Source organism: Streptomyces africanus (assembly GCF_002150735.1).
GTDB lineage: Bacteria > Actinomycetota > Actinomycetes > Streptomycetales > Streptomycetaceae > Streptomyces > Streptomyces africanus.
In genome coordinates, this window is sequence record NZ_MUKA01000214.1 from 12047 (window position 1) to 28290 (window position 16244).

Sequence of the window (16244 nt, forward strand, 5' to 3'; positions counted from 1 at the left end):
AGATCTGTGTTTTCTGATGACTGGTCGCCATCGTGTGGGAGTGCAGGAAAGGGCCGACCCGGCAGGCGAATCGGCCCTAGCTGGATGATTGTTGACAATTCAGACGGTTGTTACGGCCCCGATTAGCCCTTCGATCGCCGTCATCTCCTTGTGCGCACCCAAGTACCCGACCCCCCGGGCCAGATGGATCGTCAGCGTATTGGAGACGTTCTCGTCCGTCGGCTCCAGTCCGTCGGCCAAGCAGCGCTGCTTGAGCAGGGCGAGGTAGAGGTCGCCGTGGGGTCCGGCGAAGGTCTTCCAGGACATCTCGACGTTGGAGTCGGTGACGACCTCACGAACCAGGGGGGTAGAGGCGTCCGCCAGGGAGAGCGCCAGGGCCCAGCGGCACAGGACGTTCCACTGGGTGATGCCGGTGGTGTGCTTCAGACGGCTCAGTCGGTCCTTGCTTGCGGTGGCGAGGCGGATGTTCTCAAGCGACATTGCTGGCTCCTACGTTCCACCAGTAACCCTCGACAACGCTGGTGGTGAAAGTGGTGTCGTCGTGGACCAGGGTGTAGGTGTGGGCGACGGACTTCTTGAGGCGGCCAAGCAGGTACTCGTCGATCTCCTCATCGGTGGAGAGGAGGAGGACTTGGTCGCTGGCGTATGGGAAGTATCGGTCCACCAAGTGCTCACGGTGGCGGCTGTCGAGCCGGCCGAGCGGCGTGTCGATGACGCTGGGCAGGTGGTTGCCGGCGACCTTCATCAAGCCCCAGAGGAGGGAGACAGCGAGTAGCTGGCGCTCGCCCGCGCTGAGACGGCTGGGGTCGATCGGCTCACCGTCGGTGTCAGCCAGGGTGAGCGTGAACTTGTCGGTATCGATGCGGAGGTCGTTCACAAGGCCCTGCTTGCGCATGAGGGTCTGGAAGCTCGTGAGCATTGCTACCTCGAGGCGGCTGATGTGCCGCTTGAGGAGGGCATCGCCGAACTGTTCCAGCGTCTTCCGGGCCTTCTCCGAGTACTTGATGATCCGCTCGACCTCTTCGGCCTTCACCTTGGTGCGAACGAACTCATCGTGGGCACGCTGCAGGGAGGCGGAGACGTATTCGAGGCGGCGCTTCAACTCATCGACGTTGTTGAGGCTGTTCTCGTGCTCCCGTTCCAGCCGTGCGACTTCCTGGAGCTGGTCTTCACGCTTCTTCTGGATGGCCTCGACCTTACTCTTGGCCGGTACACCCGCCAGCTGACGCTCCAGCTGCACACGCTCTTCGGCGGCTTCCGCAGCCTGCTGAAGGAGCTCGGCAGCTCGTGCCTTGTCGCGACTGAGTGCCTCGTCGAGTGCCGACAGCTGGGGGAGCATGTCCGGGGGGAGGCCGAGATCCACCTTGAGGCCGGCGGACTTGGCGCGCTTGGCGCGGTCAGCCTCCAGCTTCTCCATTACGGCGGCCTTCGCCTCGTCAGGGAGCATGTCCAGTAGCCACTGGTCACGCTCTTCGAGCACCCCCAGTACCTGGTGGGACTCGGCTGCCGTCCGCTCGCGACCAGCCTGCTTGCGCAGCTCCTTGAGGTGACTTCCCATCATGAGGAGCGGAAGCGGACCTGCAGCCAACTGGACGAGGGAGCTGCGGATTTCGGCGAGGCGAGCGGAAACCTGCGCGTACTCGCGCTCGATCTCGACGCGACGCTCGAAGAGGTTTCCGCCCTCCTGCTTGTAGGCAGCCTCCAGCGCTTCGAGAGTGCGCCGAGCTTTGACGAGCTCGCTGTTGCGCTGCGCGGCCCGCTGTTCTGCGTTCTCCAGAGCGGCGTCGGCCGCCTGCCGCTCCTGCTCCTCCGCGTGAATCTTGTCCATCAGGTGCTGCTCTTCGTCCGACAGCTTCTGCCGGCGCTGGAGCGCGAGCAGGTCCGTACGGAGCTGCTGGACGGTGCTGACACCGAGCAGCGAGTGGATGGCCGATTCGATGACCGATGCCGCGCGCTCGGGGTCGGCGAGCGATTCGATCTTCTCTCCGTCGAAAAACGACAGCGAGGCGACTTCGAGGGGGAGCAGGCTCTCGATGTGATCGGCCCACTCCTGGCTGAGTACCCGGCTGTACTTCAGCTCAGGTTCGACGCGTCGCCCCGGCTTCGCCCTGGAGCCGTACTCCTCATCGACGAACGCGTTCACGAATTCCTTGAGCGTCGCCTTGCCGCTGGTGTGCCAGCTGCGGACCACCTTGTAGTAGTGCTCCGTGCCGTCCACCGTGACCGTGAACTCCAGGATGATCTGCGCACCGCGGGTCGGGTCGGCCTGCCGGTTGATGCTCTCGCGGAGGTATGTCTCGTACGACTTGCTGCCTCGACCGCTGCAACGCGCTCGCGGCCCGTAGAGTGCCAGCTGGATGGCGTCGAGGAGGGTCGTCTTGCCGCAGCCATTGAGGCCGCCGATGAGGACGATCGGCTTGTTCTTCTTGGTGGTCAGATCCAGCGACTGGGTGCCGCGGTAAGCCCCGAACTCTTCGAGAGTGATCTTACGCAGGAGCATCGATATTGGTTTCTTCGTCCAGGGTCAGGTGGGTCTGCGATTCCTCACGCCACTTGTTCTTGCGCTGCGCGAAGTCGATGGCGTCGGCGCTGTCCTCGTAGTAACCCTTCTTTACGGCGGTCTCCAGAGCTTGGAAGAGGCCAGCGCGTCGGGACATTGTCCGGTACTTGCGCTCGACGGATAGCAGCTCGCGGACCATGTCGTAGTGCAGGTCGTCGTCCCCGCAGAGCTCCTTCAGGATCTCCATCTCGTCCGCGCCCATGACGAGCTGCTCGTCCAGAGGGCCGCCCGGGAAGTCCTCGCCCGTGGACTCCTTATAGATACGGGGGAGGGAGTCCTCGACCTCGTGCTTGTCGAAGACCCAGATGCGGCGGATCTCGTGCAGCTCGTCGAGGGTGATCAGCTCGATGTTCTTGACGTGCTCCGGCGCGTTGGCGCGGATCCACGTCTGGGCGTCCAGCAGGTCCTTGAGCCAGTCCTGGCGGAACTTCTGCAGGTACGGGCCGTGGATCGGGACCTCTTCGCCGTCGGTCCGGCGCGTATAGACCATGACCTTGCCGTTCATGCGGCGGAAGTCTCGGGCCGGCTGGTCAGGGCGGGGGTACGGGAGCTTCCGGCCGGCGGGGAGTCCTTCCTCGCCCTCTTCGAAGTAGCCGAACGGGGCGTCGAGCTTGTCGCGGAGGTCCAGGAGCGGCCTCATCCACTCCTTTTCCTCGTCGTTCTGGATCATCGCCGACATCGACTTGTCCTGCTCGACGAGTGTGCAAGTCCAGCACCCGAAGCGGCTGGAGCCGCAGGAGGGAGTGGTTGAGTCAACCACTAGCGGGCATTCGCCATCGCCGGAGGCGCCCTGGTACATGGTGAGGAGATCCTGATTGTTGTAGCCCCACGGGTTGGGCTTCTGCATCAGGTATTCCCAAACGTCGTCGTTGGTCCAGTCTTCGACCGGGCTGTAGACGAGGGAATTGGGAAGGTTCGCATTGGGGGAGAGGCGATCACGGACGCGCCGCTTCTCGTGCTTTTCCATGGCACGGGCGCGCGCCTGGCTCTCGGTCTTACGGATACCGAGCACCATGATCGCCTCGCCATGTGCCGCCACGACGTTCCGGATGAAAGAGTTGGACGGCTTGATCTTGAGGCGCTCAGTACACCAGCGGAACTTGGGGCGCGGCGCCGGGTAGCCCCGACCGATCAGGTTGACCCAGAAGGTGTCCTTGATCTCCGGCGTCAGGCGATGAGGCTCGATAGGGAGACCTTGCTCGGCGGCGGCTTTCTCCATCGTCTCCAGGGACGTCGTCACCCACGCCGCGACGACGGGGTTCTCGACGAGGGTGTCGGTGCTGATGACGTGCACCGTCTTAGTGCGCTGTTCCGCCGGCAGAGCGGCGATGGCGTTCCATACGAGCTGGAGGACCGCGGTGGAGTCCTTGCCGCCGCTGTATCCGATGACCCAGGGCACCTGGTCGGCGGTGTAGAGCTCACGGACCTCGTCTGAGAGCTTGGCGATGACCTCTTCGAGGGGTTGTCCGTCGAACGGCTTCCGCCGGACCGGCGTGATGCCGAGTTGCAGAGGGATGGTGCTCATGCTTCGCCTCGCAGGTATGCGTCCTCTACCCGCTGCTCTTCGGCGCTGAGGCCCAGGCGCAGGTGATTGCGCAGGTAATTGACTGTAAGAGTTACATTTTGGTGGCTTTTGGAAACGCGGCCACCGACGATGGCGCGGCCCTCCCAGTCTGTATTCGACCGAGTCCAGTCAACCTTTTTCAGAGGGGAAAGCTTCCGTTTCCATTTACTGGGTGCGGTGGATTCCCGAAGTAGGGAATTTCCGATGCGTCCGAGAGCGTGCAATGCGATTCCGTGACTGTGGATGAAGTCGCGCCGCATCTCGGGTGCCGAGAGCTCTCGCGTGCGAACCATCTCCCACTCGGGAAGCGTCGTGTCGATGTACTCCCAGTACTCCTGCGCCAGCTCTGCTGCGGCGTCTGCCTCGATCTCCAGGCCCTGGAGGAGGGACTGGGTGCCGTAGTAGAGAGCGCTCAAGGTGAACATCATCCGGGAGCGGGCGGAGAGGGTGCTCTTCTCCATCTCGACGTAGCCCTTGAAGACCTTGCACTGACTGGCCAGTGTGCGCGCGACCTGGGCTTCGCTGTCCCGGTGGTCGTAGAGAACGCCGATGGACCGGGCCGGACGCACCGCGTGCCGGTTGAGGTCCGCGAACATCTGCTGCGAGCGGGCGAGCCCCGCGTCATGGAAGAAGACGACGGCGATCGTCTCGTTGCCGATGTCCGGGTTCTCCTTGAGAGCGTGCTCAATGGCTGCGCGCCGGTGCTGGCCGTCGTTGATCAGGAAGCGGGAGTCCATGGGGATGCGCAGTTGCCCGGCACGGAAGGCGTTGCCGTCGGAGCCGAGATGGTCGAACTCCATGTCGCCGTCGACGGATGCGGTCAAAGCGCTGAAGACGTAATCCTCTGGATTGTCCAGAATGTACTTCGTGAGTGCGGGAAGGCGTCCCTTATTGAGGATCCGCTGAGCGCGCAGTTCCGGCGAGAGCTCGTCTTCGTCGAAGATAAAGATCTTTGGGATGAGGCGCAGGGGGCACATCGATACGTAATACTCGCGCCCTGCCTGGATGCCGCGGATCGCGGGGAACGTGTACTCGAACCCCGGCGAGGTGCGCGGAGCTACGACTCTGGTTGCTGGCGTCGCTGCTTCGATCTCCACCCGGCAACCTTAGCGTACGTCATCCGGTTAACGTACGAGGCTTGCTGAAGTTACGTCACCTTCACGTACGTCAGACGTACGGCCACATCTGGGGGTACGCCCGGCTGCGTTAAGGGCGTTCCTGCCCGGGAACACGTACGTCGATGTCTGTGTTGACAACTCTGAGGCGCCGCCGCACTGTGCGTCAGCCGAGCATGCGTGTACGTTAACAGTTTGACGTACCCGGTAACGGGATGATCGCTCGGGGATGGGTGAGCGCTGTGGTGGCGTATCTGGATGTGGCGGCGACGACCCGTGTGGAGCCGCGGGTGGCTGACGTGGTGCTCCACTGGATGACCGAAGACTTCGGCAACGCCGGCAGCCGCACCCATGAGTACGGAGCCCGGGCAAAGAAGGCGGTTCAGGAGGCCAGGGCGTTCCTCGCAGAGACAGTCGGTGTGAGGACCGAAGAGGTCATCTTCACCAGTGGAGCGACGGAGTCCAACAACATCGCTCTGCTCGGCATGGCCCCGTACGGCGAGAAGCACGGCCGGAAGCACATCATCACTTCCGCCATCGAGCACAAGGCGGTCATCGAGCCCCTGCTGCATCTGCAGGAGAAGCGGGGGTTCGAGGTCGATTTCCTGGAGCCCGGCCCCTCGGGGCGGATCTCCACGGAGGCCGTGCTGGAGAAGCTGAGGCCGGACACCCTGCTCGTCTCGCTAATGCACGTGAACAATGAGACGGGCGTCATCCAGCCCGTGGCCGAGCTGGCGGAGAAGCTCCAGAAGACCCCGACTTATCTCCACGTCGATGCCGCGCAGGGGTACGCGAAGGTTCCCGAGGACCTGAAGGCACCCATCGATTTGACCAGCATCAGCGGCCACAAGATCGGTGCACCCAAGGGGATCGGCGCTCTCGTGACCCGGCGTCGCGGCTGGGACAAGGTGCCGCTGGAGCCGATCATGTTCGGCGGCGGGCAGGAACGAAAGCTGCGCCCCGGGACGCTCCCCGTACCGCTGATCATGGGGCTGTACGAAGCAGCCAAGGTCTTCCAGGAGAACCGGTCGCGTTGGGAACGGGACGCGAAGGAGATGCGGGAGCGGCTGCTCGCCGCGCTCGGGAAGACCCGCTTCCAGATCAACGGCGATGCCGACCACGCGGTCCCGCACATCCTCAATGTGACCTTCGACGGGCTCAACGCCGAGGCCCTGATCGTACGGATCAAGGACCAGGTGGCCGTGGCGACCGGTTCCGCATGCACCAGCGCCTCGTATACGCCGAGCCACGTGCTGACCGCAATGGGTCTTCCGGAGGAGGTGGCCACCAATGGCCTCCGCTTCTCGTGGTTCCCCGGGCAGGTCTCGGACTTCGACCCGGACGGCTTGGCGGAGACGATCGCGTACATGCAACCGGATGCCCCCTGACGGTTTGAGCTGCTCAGTCTTCGGGGCGCCGGACCAGTCGGTGTCCCCGAAGCATGCGACCGCACCTGATCAGTTCGGCCTCCCAGCCATTCTCGGTGCCGATCAGGTGCGGATTCTCGTAGAGGCCGGCGCGTAGCTCGGACTCGGTCAGACGGCGGTAACGCGGCGCGTCCGGGTCGTCGGGCGCCAGGAATTCGTGCTTCCGGTGGAGCAGAGGGCGGTTGGCGGAGTTCGCGTAGGACATGTGCGAGGTCTCGAGGGTCTTGAGATCTACGAGGTACGAGGACGTGATCCGCGGGTGTGGGTCCTTGTCGAATTCCGGGTAATCGAGCCAGCTGATGGCTCGCCCCTGGTGCTTCAGCTTAGCGATGGTCCATTCCGGAGGGCGGCCGGCGGCAACGGAGGCGCAGTGCTCGTACAGGCGCAGGACTGTCGGCATCCGGTCGATCGCCCGGCGGTGCACGTACAGCGCGGTCGGGGTGATCTTGCCGACGCTGGATGCGTTCATGGCGCCCCGGATATAGGTGTTGTCCCGAAGCTTGAGGAGCAGACGGTCGGAGCGCCTGCAGGCTTCCTTGTACGAGGTGAAGAACGAACGGACGTCGAGCTGGACGCCGAGGGGCAGGCTGCTGAACGGACCTCGGCCGTTGAAGAGCTCGACAGCGAGGAACAGCAGCGTGTTCAGCGTCGTGCGCTTGGCGCCCTCGGAGACCTTCTCGGCGTTGGCGGAGTCGCGTATGAGGCGCTTAAGTTCGCTGGGTTTTAGGTGGGCGAGCTGTTCGGCCATCGGCCGGGGCATCTCGTCGGCACGGGGCGGGCGGCCACGCCGTTCGACGTAGTCGACCAGCGAGGCGATAGCGGAAGTGGTATCGGCTGAAGCGAGCCACTCGGCGTCGGGGACGATGCGGTGTGCGAGGTAGCCCAGTCGGGCTGAGTCGTCCTTGAAGGCGTACACGATGCCGGGGGCCGCTGATATGCAGCGTGTTCCTGTGACCTCCTCGACGTAGATCCGGAGCTCGTCCGGGCTGAAGAGGTGCTGGAACGTCTGCCGGCTGGTGAGGAGGCCGTCGCCGTACTCCTGGCCGCGGACTTTGGACCGCTCCCAGGTGAGGCGAGCCGAGACGATGAGTACGGAGGTGGCGAGCCTCCATGCCTCCTTGAGCGTCTGCCGACGCTCGACGGGGTCCTCGATGATGTTCAGAACGTAGGTGAGGAGAACGACGTCGGAGGGGGCCACCTGCGCGCTCGAGCTGTAGTAGGGGTCCCAACCGGTGATCTTGCAATCGAGGCGCTGGAGGGAGGCGACGTCGCCGCCTCGGCCGCAGCCGTAGTCGAGGATCGTGCGGTCCGTGTTGAGCTGGCGGTCGGCCAGAGCCTGGCGCGCTGGCACGGAGAGGCTGGAGCGACCGATTGCGGTGCGGCGGCGGTCGCTGTTCCATGACTGCTGCATGTCGGCCTCGTCAGTCGAGGAAGGGGGGCGGGGCGCAGCATAGGTAAGGCGGCGGTCCGGGCGAAGAGGTTTCCGGAAGCTGAGGTTTCCAGCGCGTCCCCCAGTGCAACCGGTGAACTTGCCTAGCTGGCACGCAAGACGGTGGGTATCGGCACTGTCATTGCGATGACACCCGCGCTCATCCATGACCAGTCGCCGCCCGAGCAGCTGGGCGTGACCCTCGGCAGCGACGACGCTGCGCACCCTCGGCTCGGCGGCTGGCGCGAACGGCATCGCCGTTCCCACCGCGGCCCTCGACACGACCTGGCACCAGGGTCAGCAGAACCGGGCGCTCTGGGTTTCTTGCCGCGGTAGCCGTCGTGGCCTTCCTTGCCTCGGCTGTGTCGGCACCCCGCCGCCGTACGACCACTGAGTGAGACCTGGACCGCTGACCCCAAAATGAATACTCACCCCGGCAGCGTGACTCCGCTGTGGCGATTTCCTTGGGTCGCGGCATCCGCCCTGACAGTTCGGACCCCTCGTCGAGTGCTGCTGCTCAACATGAGTCAGGTTGATGACCACCGTCGTGATCGACCGGTCCTAGCAGGCCACCGAGTCCCTGGTCGTCTGGCCCCACGCTGTATGGGTTGGTCTCCTTCGCCACGTTGCCGCTGTCCGGCCTCGCAGCGGTCGGCGCCGGCTTCCTGAAACGGGCGGGGCCCGTCGGCGCCCTGACCGCCAAGACATCGAGCGTGCGAGCTATGACCCGCAGGGCGGCGCGAGAGGCGAAGCTCTCCGACGGCTGGGGGAAGCTCGGTCCCATGACGGGATTCCGTCAGGTCCGCCAGACCGGGGGTGGATGCCGGGCAGCGGAGTGGTCGGCATGCTCCTGCCAGGTCCCGTCACCCCTACAGCTAGCATCGGAGCCCCGGCATGGCTCCCAGCAGAGGCGACGATCATGGATCCGGCCGCAGTGTCTTCCACCGCAGCGAGCATCGGCCTGCGGCAGTTGCTGATGGTGCTGGGGGATTCGCTGGTGGAGGTGCAGGCCGCCCCCGCCGGGCTGGACGTCGAGATCCGCGGGGTCTCGCTGCTCGATCCCGAGGATCCGCCGACCGCACAGCCGGGCGAGCTGGTTCTGGTGATCGGTGCCCGTGGCCGGGCCGCCTTTCCCGCGCTGCGGGCCGCCGGGCGGGACGGAGCCGCCGCCGTCGTGGTCAAGCTGGACGGGCCCGGCCAGGCCGCGGCGCTCAGCGAGACCGCCGCCGAGGCCGGGGTCGCCCTGCTCTCGCTGCGCAGCGAAGCGCGCTGGGAGCAGGTGAACGCGCTGGCCCGGGCCGCCCTCGACGACGCACCGCCGGGCGAGCCCGGCATGGGGGCCGAGGAGGGCGACCTGTTCTCGCTCGCCCAGACCACCGCCATCCTCACCAGCGGCATCGTCAGCATCGAGGACACCGCGAACCGGGTGCTGGCCTACTCCCGCACCACCGACTCCGACGAGGCGGACGACCTGCGCCGGCGCTCCATCCTCGGCTGGCAGGGGCCGGAAGGGTATCTGGCGAAGCTGCGCGAGTGGGGTGTCTTCCAGCACCTGCACTCCAGCGACGAGGTGATCGGTATCGACAGCCACCCCGAGCTGGGCATCCGCCGCCGGCTCGCGGTGGCCATCCGGTCCGGGGACCGGCAGCTGGGCACCATCTGGGTGCAGGAGGGCTCGATTCCGCTGTCCGAACGCTCCCGCCAGGCGCTGCTGGGCGCCGCCCGGGTCGCGGCGCTCCATCTCGTACGCCGTCGCCGGGAACTCTCGGACGACGTGACGCTCACCCGGACCCTGCTGGCCGGACTCCTGGACGGCAGCACCGGACCGCAGCCGCTGGCCACGCACCTGGGTTTCGACGCCACCCGCCCGGCCGCCGTGCTGGGTTTCTCGTACGGGACCACAGAGGCGTACGAGACCCCGGGAGGTGTCGCCGCACCGGAACTGACCCACTCCGAGGTCACCAACCTGGTCTCCGTGCACATCGCCGCCCGGCACCGCAGCGCCCTGGTCACCCAGGTCGATCCCCGGATCTACGTGCTGCTGCCCCAGCTGCCCCGCGGCATCGACACGGACACGCTGCGCGGCTGGACCCAGGAGATCACCGACGCCGCGCGCCGCCACCTGGGCCTGCCCCTGCGCGGCTCGGTCGGCTGCACGGTGCCGGGGCTCGGGGAGGTCCCCGAGTCACGCCGGGAGGCCGACCGCATCCTCGACGCCATGGTGAGCGCCGGAGTGACCGTCGCGGTCGCCGCGCTGCCGGACATCCAGGCGGAGGTGCTGGTCAGCGAGATACTGACGCTGCTCTCCGACCGCCCCGAGATACGGGATCCCCGGCTGACCGCCCTGGTCTCGCACGACACCCGGCACCAGGGCCGGCTCGCCGAGACGCTCCTGACGTACCTGAACTCCTTCGGTGACATACGGGCGGCGGCCGCACAGCTCCATGTGCACCCCAACACGCTGCGGTACCGCCTTCGCCGGGCCGAGCAGCTGACCGGCCTCGATCTCAGCCGTCCCGACCAGCGGCTGCTGGCCATGCTCCAGCTGCGGCTGCCGCCCACCGGCTGACCCGGTTGGCGCATTGGCCGGTCGTACAGCCATCACGGGCGAGTTTGTTCAGCCTTCACAAACATGTGGCCCCATGAGCCCCCATACGCTTGCGCAAATCCATTTCCGCACGTGATGCGGCCCACTCCCCACGCGAACCGCACCGTGAACGCTTCCGGGAATCGTCAGTGCCCCGGCCGTCCCTCCTGACGCACAGCACGGCACTCCCAACGACCCCATGGATGTCGACATGACTACACGTCCCCCTGGCTCAGTGGCCCCTGACACCGCTCAACCCACCAGTGGTCAGCCTCCGGAGCAGCAGGCAGGCCTGCGGGCCGGTCTCAAGAACCGCCATCTGTCCATGATCGCCATCGGCGGGGTGATCGGCGCGGGTCTCTTCGTGGGCTCCGCCTCCGGCATCGCCGCCGCCGGGCCCGGCATCCTGGTGTCCTACGCACTGGTCGGTGCGCTCGTCGTCTTCGTGATGCGGATGCTGGGCGAGATGGCCGCGGCCAACCCGACCTCCGGGTCCTTCTCGGCCTACGCGGACCGGGCGCTCGGCCGCTGGGCCGGGTTCTCGATCGGCTGGCTGTACTGGTTCTTCTGGGTCGTCGTACTCGCCGTGGAGGCGACCGCGGGCGCCGTCATCCTGGAAGGGTGGGTGCCGGCGGTACCGCAGTGGGCCTGGGCCCTGATCGTGATGACGGTCCTCACCGCCACCAACCTGGCCTCGGTCGGCTCCTTCGGCGAGTTCGAGTTCTGGTTCGCCGGCATCAAGGTCGTCGCCATCACGGGCTTCATCGTGCTCGGCGGGCTGGCGATCTTCGGTGTGCTGCCCGGCTCCGACCATGCCGCGACGGGATTCGGAAACCTCACCGAGCACGGCGGTTTCCTGCCGAACGGGCCGGGAGCGATCCTCACCGGCATCCTGCTGGTCGTCTTCTCCTTCATGGGCAGCGAGATCGTCACCCTCGCCGCCGGTGAGTCCTCGGACGCGCGGCGAGCGGTGGCCAAGGCCACCAGGAGCGTCATCTGGCGCGTCGGCGTCTTCTACGTCGGCTCGATCCTCGTCGTGGTCGCCCTGCTGCCGTGGAACGACCCCGCGATCGAGAAGAAGGGCTCGTACGTGGCGGCCCTCGACTCGATCGGCATCCCGCACGCCGGCGAGATCATGAACTTCATCGTGCTGACCGCCGTGCTGTCCTGTCTCAACTCCGGCCTCTACACCGCATCCCGGATGGCCTTCTCCCTCGGACAGCGCGGCGACGCCCCGCGGTCCTTCGCGCGGACGAACACCCGAGGCGTCCCGCAGGCCGCGATCCTGGCCTCCGTGGTCTTCGGCTTCGTGGCGGTCGGCTTCAACTACCTGTGGCCGGACACGGTCTTCCAGTTCCTGCTGAACTCCTCGGGTGCCGTCGCGCTCTTCGTGTGGCTGGTCATCTGCTTCTCGCAGCTGAAGATGCGGGGGATCATCCTGCGCGAGAGCCCGGAGAAGCTCGTCGTCCGGATGTGGCTGTTCCCCTATCTGACCTGGGCGACGATCGGGATGATCACGTTCGTGCTCCTCTACATGCTCACCGACGACAAGGAGGGCGGCGGCCGCAGCCAGGTGCTGCTCTCGGTGCTCGTCGCCGCGGTGGTGATCGCCATCTCGCTGGTCCGGGAGCGGACCCGCCGGAAGGACACCGCGGAGCCGGTCGCGCCGCGGTAGCCGCCCCCAGGGCGTGTCCGCCCTGGAGCCCCGGGCCGGACCGCTTCCGGCCCGGGGCTCTCGGCGTTCAGCGGCTGGTCTCCCGTTCCACCGGCAGCCACAGCTCGGCGTCCGCCTGCGTCCCGTCCGCCGAGAGGCCGGTCCGCAGGATCTCGGGGCCGGGGCGGCTGCGGTACGGGTTGGACGGGAACCACTCGGTGAACACGTCCCGCCACAGCTCCTGGATGGCCCGTGGTGCCGGGCCGGAGGTGGTGAAGACCGCCCAGGCGCCGGGCGGCACGGGCAGGGTGGTGATGCCCGCGGGGGCATCGGCCGGGGCGGACGCCGTGGTGAGCGCCGCCTGGTAGTAGTCGAGTTCGGTGCCCTCGGCGCGGCTCGGGTCCAGGTCGTCGCAGACCGCGACGATGCCGTGCGGCTCCTGGTCCGAGAGCTTTCCGAGCTGCTCCAGGGCCTGTTTGTCGAGCCCGCGGACGAAATCGATGATCGCCTGGTTCGGGCCCGAGTGCACGAGCGGTACCCGGGCCTTGAAGCCGGCGACGGTGAAGGCCGGGCGGTCCACTACTCGGTAGTGCATGCTGCTGCTCCCTTCGACGGTGAGGCGGAAGGTCAGCCGGGGCTGGGAGACGAGCGCGGCGCCGGTGCGCCGGGCCTCGCCCGGACCCACGCCGTGCATCGCGCGGAACGCCCGTGCGAACGCCTCGCCCGAGCCGTAGCCGTAGCGCACCGCGATCTCCAGCAGCGTCCCGTCGCCCGCGAGCACCTCCGCGCCCGCGACCGTCAGCCGGCGGCGGCGGATGTACTCCGACAGGGGCATGCCTGCCAGCGCGGAGAACATCCGGCGCAGGTGGTACTCGGACGTGGTCGCGATCCGCGCCAGTTCGGCGCCGTCCACAGAGCCGTCGAGACGGCGCTCGATGTGCTCCATCGCCTGGTTGAGCCGCTCCAGCACACCCGGTTCCTTCCTCTTCGGTGATCACCACGCTAGGCAGCGCGCCCCCTGCCGCACCCGACATCCTGTGCCCGATCGGGTCGGGTGCCGCATCCGCCGAACGGCGTAGGCGCACCGCCGTCCGGCAGGCGTACTTAGAGGGTCTTTACCGTGAACGGCTAGCATCGCCCGGCAATCCGTCAGTCGCCGACCGGGACGAGGTGAGGACATGGGGGCGCCCAGGATCGCCGTCGCCGTGGTGACGATGGGCAACCGGCCCGAGGAGGTCGACGCGCTGCTGCGGTCCGTGGCCAAGCAGGATGTGCCGCCCGAGCGGATCGTCATCGTCGGCAACGGCTGCGCGCTGCCCGAGTTCGCCCGGCGGCTGTCGCTGCCCGGCGAGGTCACCCCGATCGAGCTCGACGAGAACCTCGGCTGTCCCGGCGGCCGGAACGCGGCCCTCGCGCGGCTGCGGGAGTTCGGCGACATCGACGTCGTCGTGGATCTGGACGACGACGGGCTGCTCGTCGACGCCGATGTGCTGCGCCGCGTGCGGGAGTTGTACGCCGCCGACGAGCGGCTCGGCATCGTCGGCTTCCGCATCGCCGACGAACTGGGCGAGACGCAGCAGCGGCACGTGCCCCGGATCGGCAACTCCGACCCCCTGCGGGGCGGATACGTCACCGGATTCCTCGGCGGCGGGCACGCGCTGCGGATGGCCATGCTGGACGAAGTCGGCGACTGGCCCGCGGAGTTCTTCTTCGCGCACGAGGAGACCGACCTGGCCTGGCGCGCGGCCGACGCGGGCTGGCGCATCCTGTACGCGCCCGAACTGCTGCTCCAGCACCCGAAGACCTCGCCCGCCCGGCACGCCATCTACTACCGGGTGAACGCCCGCAACCGGGTCTGGCTGGCCCGCCGCCGGCTGCCGCTCGCGCTCGTCCCCGTCCACCTGGGCATCTGGGTGCTGCTCACCCTCGCACGGAACCGGTCGCGTGCGGGGCTGCGGGCATGGTTCGGCGGGTTCGTGGAAGGCGTACGGGAGTCGGCGGGTGAGCGGCGGCCCATGCGCTGGCGGACGGTGTGGCGGCTGACACGGCTGGGGCGGCCGCCGGTCATCTGACGCCGAGGACTTCGCCGGGCGGCGGGAAGTTGGTGGGGCCCCGGCCGTTCACCTCTGCCGACCGGGACCCGGACCCGGCCGCGGCGGCGACACTCCCCCGAGTTGCGCGTCCAGACGCGCGCGCCGCCGGGCCAGATCCGACGTGGTGATCACATCAGGGTTTGCCAACGGATCGCTAACATGTGGCCAACGGTTCGCCGTTGCGTCGTCTGCCGATTGGCGTGAAGTCGCCGAACCAGGACGGACGACGGCCTGTGCGGGGGCGTCCCGGTGGAGAACGTGAGGACGAAGGTGGCGGAAAACCGCTGCCCCGGGGGCGGAAACCCGTCAAGGGCGGTGGCACGGGGAGACGGGGGCGTGATGGGGGCATCTGCCTGTTCGGGCAGCGAGGACGGATCCGAGGGGCGGTGCGGGCTGCGGTTCGGGCTGCTCGGGCCGCCGGTGCTGTACCACGACACCGGCGGATCCGGCCGGAGGGAAGTCCGGGATGTCGCGAGCCCCAAGTCCCGTGTGCTGCTGGCCGCGTTGCTGCTCGACGCCGGACGGGTCGTCTCCGTCGAGTCGCTCAAGGACGCGCTGTGGGGCGGGGCGCCGCCCGTTTCCGCCCAGGCCTCGCTGCACAACCACGTAGCCCGGTTGCGGCGGTTGCTCGACGATCCCGAGCGGCTGCGGACCGTGCCGTCCGGGTATGTGCTGCGGGTCGACGAGGGTGAGCTGGACGTCCATGTGTTCGAGACCCGTGTCGCCGCGGCGCGGGCCGCGCACGCGGGGCAGGAGTGGGAGCGCGTCGTGCGTGAGTGCGCCGCCGCGCTCGGACTCTGGCGGGCCACACCGCTCGCCGGGCTGCCCTCCGAGGTGGGCGGGTACGCCTTCGCACGACGGTTGCGCGAGGCCCGGCTGCTGCTTCTGGAGTGGCGCTACGACGCCGAGCTGGCGCTGGGCGGCCCGCGTCTGGACGGGCTCGTGCCGGAGCTGGCCGCGTTGACCGCCGAGTATCCGCTGCGGGAGGTGTACCACCGCCAGCTCATGCTCGCCCTGCACCGGACCGGCCGCCAGGCCGAGGCCCTGGCCGTCCACCGCGATCTGCGCACCCGGCTGGTCGACCAGCTCGGCGTCGAGCCGGGGCCGGGGGTGCGGGAGGCTCATGTGGAGGTGCTGCAGGTCGCCGCGTCGCCCTCGTCCGCTCCACCGCGGCCTGCTCAGCTTCCCCCGCCACCGGCGCATTTCACGGGACGTACCGCCGAACGCGCCTCCCTGCGCCGCACCCTCACGACACCGGGGACGCTCCCCGCCACCGCCGTCATCAGCGGCATGCCCGGCGTCGGCAAGAGCGCACTCGCGCTGCACGTCGCACACGAGTTGGCGGAACGTTTCCCCGATGGGCAGCTCTACCTCGACCTGCACGGTGCGACCCCGGGCATGGCCCCTCTCACCCCTGGTCAGGCGCTCACCGCCCTGCTGCGTGACCTCGGGGCCGAGCCCTGCCGCATCCCCGAACGCCCCGACGCGGCATCCGCGCTGCTGCGCTCGCTGCTCGCGCCGACCCGCACGCTCCTGGTGCTGGACGACGCCGCGAGCGCCGCGCAGATACGGCCGCTGCTGCCGGGCGGCGCCGGGTGCGCGGTGATCGTCACCAGCCGTTCGCCGCTCACCGCCCTCGACGGCGTCGCCCGCTTCCCGCTCGGCCCGCTGTCGGACGAGGAGAGCGCGGCGCTCCTGGTCGCGGCCTCGGGCCGGGCCGGGCTGGACGGCTCGGACGCCGCCCGCCGCCTCGTCGAGCTCACCGGCCGCCTCCCCCTGGCCCTGCGCGTCGTCGCCGCGCGGCTCGCCGCCCGG

At 68.0% G+C, this 16244-nt stretch carries 11 protein-coding genes; 5 read left to right on the forward strand and 6 right to left on the reverse strand.

The window, feature by feature from the left end; genetic code table 11:
- Positions 1–99 precede the first annotated feature (99 nt).
- Genes dndE through dndB form a run of 4 tightly spaced genes read right to left on the reverse strand, consistent with a single transcriptional unit; the run spans position 100 to position 5221 of the window.
- Positions 100–480: a DNA sulfur modification protein DndE gene (gene dndE, locus CCL05_RS25190; RefSeq protein WP_086562774.1), complete on the reverse strand. Its 381-nt coding sequence runs from the start codon at positions 478–480 to the stop codon at positions 100–102.
- Positions 470–2500, reverse strand: coding sequence for a DNA sulfur modification protein DndD (gene dndD / locus CCL05_RS25195; protein WP_086562775.1), 2031 nt, complete (start codon positions 2498–2500; stop codon positions 470–472). The genes dndE and dndD overlap by 11 nt, the downstream gene beginning before the upstream one ends.
- Positions 2487–4085 carry a DNA phosphorothioation system sulfurtransferase DndC gene (dndC, locus tag CCL05_RS25200; protein ID WP_086562776.1) on the reverse strand — a complete coding sequence of 533 codons (1599 nt, stop codon included), beginning with the start codon at positions 4083–4085 and terminating at the stop codon, positions 2487–2489. The genes dndD and dndC overlap by 14 nt, the downstream gene beginning before the upstream one ends.
- Positions 4082–5221: a DNA sulfur modification protein DndB gene (gene dndB, locus CCL05_RS25205; protein WP_244204393.1), complete on the reverse strand. Its 1140-nt coding sequence runs from the start codon at positions 5219–5221 to the stop codon at positions 4082–4084. The genes dndC and dndB overlap by 4 nt, the downstream gene beginning before the upstream one ends.
- 251 nt (positions 5222–5472) lie before the next feature.
- On the opposite strand from dndB, the gene dndA reads away from it, so the two are divergent.
- The gene (gene dndA / locus CCL05_RS25210) at positions 5473–6627 is read left to right on the forward strand and encodes a cysteine desulfurase DndA (RefSeq protein WP_244204394.1); all 1155 of its coding nucleotides are present in this window, start codon (positions 5473–5475) and stop codon (positions 6625–6627) included.
- 13 nt (positions 6628–6640) lie between these two features.
- Here the strand turns inward: dndA and CCL05_RS25215 are convergent, their stop codons facing one another.
- Positions 6641–8350: a DNA phosphorothioation-associated putative methyltransferase gene (locus CCL05_RS25215; protein ID WP_341868283.1), complete on the reverse strand. Its 1710-nt coding sequence runs from the start codon at positions 8348–8350 to the stop codon at positions 6641–6643.
- A gap of 679 nt (positions 8351–9029) precedes the next feature.
- On the opposite strand from CCL05_RS25215, the gene CCL05_RS25220 reads away from it, so the two are divergent.
- Together CCL05_RS25220 and CCL05_RS25225 are read left to right on the forward strand one after the other, a co-directional pair.
- Positions 9030–10664, forward strand: a complete 1635-nt coding sequence (locus tag CCL05_RS25220) for a PucR family transcriptional regulator (protein WP_244204395.1) — start codon at positions 9030–9032, stop codon at positions 10662–10664.
- 229 nt (positions 10665–10893) lie between these two features.
- Positions 10894–12357, forward strand: a complete 1464-nt coding sequence (locus CCL05_RS25225; protein WP_086562783.1) for an amino acid permease — start codon at positions 10894–10896, stop codon at positions 12355–12357.
- A 67-nt stretch (positions 12358–12424) separates the two neighbouring features.
- On the opposite strand, the gene CCL05_RS25230 is transcribed toward CCL05_RS25225, so the two are convergent.
- Positions 12425–13306 (reverse strand): AraC family transcriptional regulator, encoded by an 882-nt coding sequence (locus CCL05_RS25230; RefSeq protein WP_086562779.1) that lies wholly within the window; start codon positions 13304–13306, stop codon positions 12425–12427.
- Between the two features lie 208 nt (positions 13307–13514).
- Here CCL05_RS25230 and CCL05_RS25235 point away from each other — a divergent pair, with 208 nt between their 5' ends.
- On the forward strand, positions 13515–14408 hold the full coding sequence (locus CCL05_RS25235) for a glycosyltransferase family 2 protein (protein WP_086562780.1): 894 nt from the start codon (positions 13515–13517) through the stop codon (positions 14406–14408).
- 360 nt (positions 14409–14768) lie between these two features.
- The coding region (locus CCL05_RS25240; RefSeq protein ID WP_244204396.1) for an AfsR/SARP family transcriptional regulator at positions 14769–16244 on the forward strand (1476 nt) is incomplete at its 3' end.

Bases quoted from the DNA above. Each gene is read 5' to 3' on its own strand.
- dndE (WP_086562774.1), bottom strand. From the start codon at position 480: ATGTCGCTTGAGAACATCCGCCTCGCCACCGCAAGCAAGGACCGACTG.
- dndD (WP_086562775.1), bottom strand. From the start codon at position 2,500: ATGCTCCTGCGTAAGATCACTCTCGAAGAGTTCGGGGCTTACCGCGGC.
- dndC (WP_086562776.1), bottom strand. From the start codon at position 4,085: ATGAGCACCATCCCTCTGCAACTCGGCATCACGCCGGTCCGGCGGAAG.
- CCL05_RS25215 (WP_341868283.1), bottom strand. From the start codon at position 8,350: ATGCCGTTCGCGCCAGCCGCCGAGCCGAGGGTGCGCAGCGTCGTCGCT.
- CCL05_RS25225 (WP_086562783.1), top strand. From the start codon at position 10,894: ATGACTACACGTCCCCCTGGCTCAGTGGCCCCTGACACCGCTCAACCC.
- CCL05_RS25235 (WP_086562780.1), top strand. From the start codon at position 13,515: ATGGGGGCGCCCAGGATCGCCGTCGCCGTGGTGACGATGGGCAACCGG.